Source organism: Vibrio sp. 10N.261.52.A1 (assembly GCF_002876325.1).
Taxonomy (GTDB): domain Bacteria; phylum Pseudomonadota; class Gammaproteobacteria; order Enterobacterales; family Vibrionaceae; genus Vibrio; species Vibrio chagasii.
In genome coordinates this window covers 1-4379 of record NZ_MCYD01000809.1, presented here as the reverse complement: position 1 = coordinate 4379, position 4379 = coordinate 1, and the positions used below count along the sequence as shown (strand labels likewise).

At 44.7% G+C, this 4379-nt stretch carries 3 protein-coding genes; 2 read left to right on the top strand and 1 reads right to left on the bottom strand.

What is annotated here, in order from left to right:
• Nucleotides 1-54 precede the first annotated feature (54 nt).
• Nucleotides 55-1275 (bottom strand): glucose-1-phosphate adenylyltransferase, encoded by a 1221-nt coding sequence (glgC, locus tag BCT81_RS16895; RefSeq protein ID WP_102425200.1) that lies wholly within the window; start codon nucleotides 1273-1275, stop codon nucleotides 55-57.
• Nucleotides 1276-1674: 399 nt separating this feature from the next.
• Between glgC and ompW the strand changes: the two genes are divergently transcribed.
• On the top strand, nucleotides 1675-2316 hold the full coding sequence (gene ompW / locus BCT81_RS16890; RefSeq protein ID WP_102425199.1) for an outer membrane protein OmpW: 642 nt from the start codon (nucleotides 1675-1677) through the stop codon (nucleotides 2314-2316).
• Between the two features lie 192 nt (nucleotides 2317-2508).
• Nucleotides 2509-4320, top strand: coding sequence for a choice-of-anchor I family protein (locus tag BCT81_RS16885; RefSeq protein ID WP_102425198.1), 1812 nt, complete (start codon nucleotides 2509-2511; stop codon nucleotides 4318-4320).
• The last annotated feature ends 59 nt before the right edge of the window (nucleotides 4321-4379 follow it).

The window sequence follows — 4379 nt, the reverse complement described above, 5'->3', positions numbered from 1 at the left end:
GGCAGCGAATTCGCTGCCTTTTTCGTTTAAGGTGAAGCTACCCGAGGTCGAGTATTACTCTTCAAACTGATAAGAGGAGGGTACGACGATGACACCCTGTTTCGAAATGTGGAAACGCTTGGCGTCAGCAAGGCTATCAAGACCAATTTGGGTTCCATCTGGTACTTTCACATTCTTATCTATAATGCAGTTTTGAATGTGGCAATTTTTTCCAATCTCAACATCTTCAAACAGAATACTATCAATCACAATCGCGGCATTGCTGACTTTTACCTTGGGGAAAAAGATAGAGTTTTGCGCTGAACCACCTTCAATCACTACGCCATTCGCGATCATCGAGTTGATGAAAATCCCTTGATTCCCCTCTACCGAAGCGATGGTGCGTGCGGGCGGCAGTTGCGGCTCATAGGTACGAATTGCCCAATCTGGCTGATACAAATCGATTGGCGAAGTTGGCTTTAACAAATCCATGTTCGATTGATAATAAGAGTCGATCGTACCCACATCTCTCCAGTAAGCATCTTGGGTTACGCGCCCTTCTTCGTCACCAAACTTATACGCATAAACACTGTTGTTGCCGACTAACTTGGGAATGATGTCTTTACCAAAATCATGGCTTGAATCTGGGTCTTCAGCGTCTGCTAATAATGCTTGTGTCAGTACTTCTTTGTCGAAGATGTAAATCCCCATAGAAGCCATACTTCGCGTTGGTCTACCGGGTACGCTCGCGGGGTAACGCGGTTTTTCGGTAAAGTTATTAATCTGATGAGACTCATCGATCTCCATCACACCAAACTCTTTGGCCTCATCTATCGATACCTCCATGCAGGCTACCGTTAAGTCAGCTTCATTCTGCTTATGTTGCTTGAGCATTGGGGCGTAATCCATCCGGTAGATATGATCGCCCGATAACACCACCACATGCTTGGCTTCACTGCGCGACAGCAAATATAAGTTTTGATAAATCGCATCGGCCGTACCGCTATACCAGCTGTCACCTGTTCGCATTTGCGGGGGCACATTGGTGATGTATTCGCCGAGCTCGGGGTTAAGCACCGACCAACCATCACGTAAGTGTTTTTGCAAAGAGTGAGACTTGTACTGAGTCAGCACCAGTATTTGACGAAGCCCGGAGTGCAGGCAGTTCGCGAGCGTGAAATCGATGATTCGATATTTGCCACCAAAAGGCACCGCTGGCTTTGCGCGGTTATCAGTGAGAGGAGAAAGCCGAGAGCCAACACCGCCGGCTAGAACGATTGTTAGAGTGTCTTGCATAGTCAGAACCTCAATGTATTTATGATTATGTTTAAGGCCCTGCAAGCACTAAGCCAAATGTAACCCATTGAATATTAGAAGAGGGGATAAAGATTTCTATCCCGTTGCACCACATTGATGCATTTAGAATCTTAGGTTGCTCTATTTTGATTCAGACTCGTTAAAACAAGTCGACGGGGTTGGATTAAACAAAATGACGCACGGGAAAGTTGCATTACAAAACTGTCAATAAAATGAAGGAATAAAGTGATCGGGTCGATATAAATTTACATAAATAGTCACAACTTTTCACAAATTGATTTCCATCAATAAAGTGGGGTTATTCTGTGATAACTTGCACGCAAAATAAGAAATGATTACTCATTCACCAATAAAATGAAGCCCTCAAAGGAAATAATAATGAAAAAAACAGTATGTGGTATTGCGGTTATTGCGGCTCTTATGTCGACGAATGTTCTTGCTCATAAAGAAGGTGATTTCATCATCCGTGCAGGTGCAGCAACAGTATCTCCAAACGACAGCAGCGACGCTGTACTTAATAACCCTGACCTAGAATTCTCAGTTGATTCTGATACTCAGCTTGGTCTGACTTTCGGTTACATGTTCACTGACAACATCAGCTTTGAAGTGTTAGCAGCAAGCCCGTTTTCTCACAGCATTTCTGTTAACGGTTTAGGTAAAATCGCTGATACTAAACACCTTCCACCAACGTTCATGGTTCAATACTACTTCGGTGAAGCGAACAGTGACTTCCGCCCATACGTAGGTGCTGGCCTTAACTACACCGTATTCTTTGATGAAGGTTTGAATGCTAACGGCAAAAATGCGGGTCTAACAGATGTATCTTTAGATGACTCTTGGGGGCTAGCTGCAAACATTGGTATGGACTACATGATCAATGAAGACTGGTTCCTAAACGCATCGGTTTGGTACGCAGATATTGGAACAACGGCAACATACAAGACTGCGACAGATACATTTAAAACTGACGTTGATATCGACCCATGGGTATTCATGATCGGTGGCGGTTACAACTTCTAATCCACGATTCAGTTTACGAAGGCGCTCAAGCACCAGCCAGCTTGTGCGCCTTTTTTTGTTAATGAATTAGTCACTATAACGCCTTGTTGTTATGGGTAAAGTAGACCTATTGTCGTCATCTATTATTAATAAAATAGAAAGATAGCTGTCATAACTACCTCATAAAATCGCGATTCAAATTATGGAGGATATATGAATCGCAAAATCAATAAGCTGACTTTATTACTACCTATTGCAGTGAGTTCTGCTCTTGCTGGATGTTCTCAGTCAACATCATCTACGGCTAGTACACTCTCTCAAGCCTCACTTGATGCTTTGAGCCTCCAATGCCAATCCAGCCAACAGCCAATTACAAGTGATGCTGAGGTTACCGGGCTTACTTTGGTTGGTAGTTCCATTGCTGACGCTCCTTTCGCAACTTCCGCAGCAGAAATTGTCAGCTACGATTCATGTACCGATAAATTGTATGTCGTAAATGCTCAAGCAAAGAAAGTTGACGTATTATCGATGAATGCCGATAGCTCGCCAAACTCGGAAGGCTCTATTGATCTTCAATCTGCCGCTTTAGCTTCCGGTATCAATATTGGGGCGGCAAATAGCGTCTCGACACATCAAGGATTAGTTGCTGTCGCGATTGAAAACGCCGACAAACAAGAAAATGGCATTATTGCTCTGTATCGCTCAGACACACTAGAGCTGATCACCACTTACACAGCTGGCGCACTGCCAGACATGGTGAGCTTCTCGAAAGATGGTCGCTACATTGCTTCTGCAAATGAAGGTGAGCCGAATGCGTATTACAGCATTGATCCTGAAGGTTCGGTGACATTGGTGGATTTAGCGAATGGGCCGATGCAAGCGAAGGTCACTCAGATTAATTTCAAGGCATTTAATCAAGGTCAGCCTCGTCACAAAGAACTCACCGACAAGGTTCGAATTTCAGCGCCGAATGCGACCGTTGCTCAAGACCTAGAGCCTGAATACCTAACGTTTGCTGACAACGGCAAACTCTACGTTGCCCTGCAAGAGAACAACGCACTAGCAGCCATTGATGTCGCAACGGCAGAGGTGGATGCGATTCTTGGTTTAGGCGGCAAACCTTGGGATAGCGCGCAATTGGATGCGTCGAATAAAGACAAAAATATCGGCAACCTACAAAACTACGCGATGTTAGAAGGACTTTACATGCCAGACAGCATCACTAGCTACAGTGTCGATGGCAATACCTACATCGTGACGGCGAACGAAGGTGACGGCCGCGAGTATGGCATCAAGACAACGCAAAAAGAGTGTGACGATAAAGGCTTTGAGTGGGATGGCGATGACTATAAAGGCACCGAAAACTACACCACAGAGAAAGACTTTTGTATCGCTTATGTTGATGAAGTACGTGGCAAGAAGCTAGATGTTGACGCTAACCACCCATTGGCTGGAGCGTTGAAAGATAACAAGCAACTGGCTCGCCTAAAGGTGATTAAGCCACAAGGAACACTTGCTGCTGACCAAAAGGTTCAAGCATTCGGTAGCCGCTCTTTCTCTATTTGGGATGAGTCTGGCGAGTTAGTGTTTGATAGCGGTGATGATTTCGCTCGAATCGTTCTTGAGCAAGGTCCTGCAAACTTCAACAGCACCAATGATAACAACCAAAGCGGTGACGATCGTAGCGATGATAAAGGGGTAGAACCTGAAGCTATCGAAGTGGCTGAGATCAACGGTAAGCACTATGCCTTTATCGGCCTTGAGCGCCAAGGTGGCATCATGGTTTACGATGTAACGCAGCCTAAGAACGCAAGTTTCATCAGCTACTTGAGCAACCGAGACTTCACACAACCAGTGTGCACTAAGGTTGATGAAGACGGTGATTGCGACAACGATACTTACAACTTTAAAGCGGGTGACCTAGGTCCAGAGTCAATTAAGTATTTCACTCGTTCTGGTAACCACTTTATTGCGGTTGGCAATGAAGTGAGTGGTAGCACATCAGTTTATCGCGTTGAGTTCTAACCTGGCTTATTACTAGGTATTTGATTGAATCAAAACAAAAGCGCCACGACTTGTTAAGT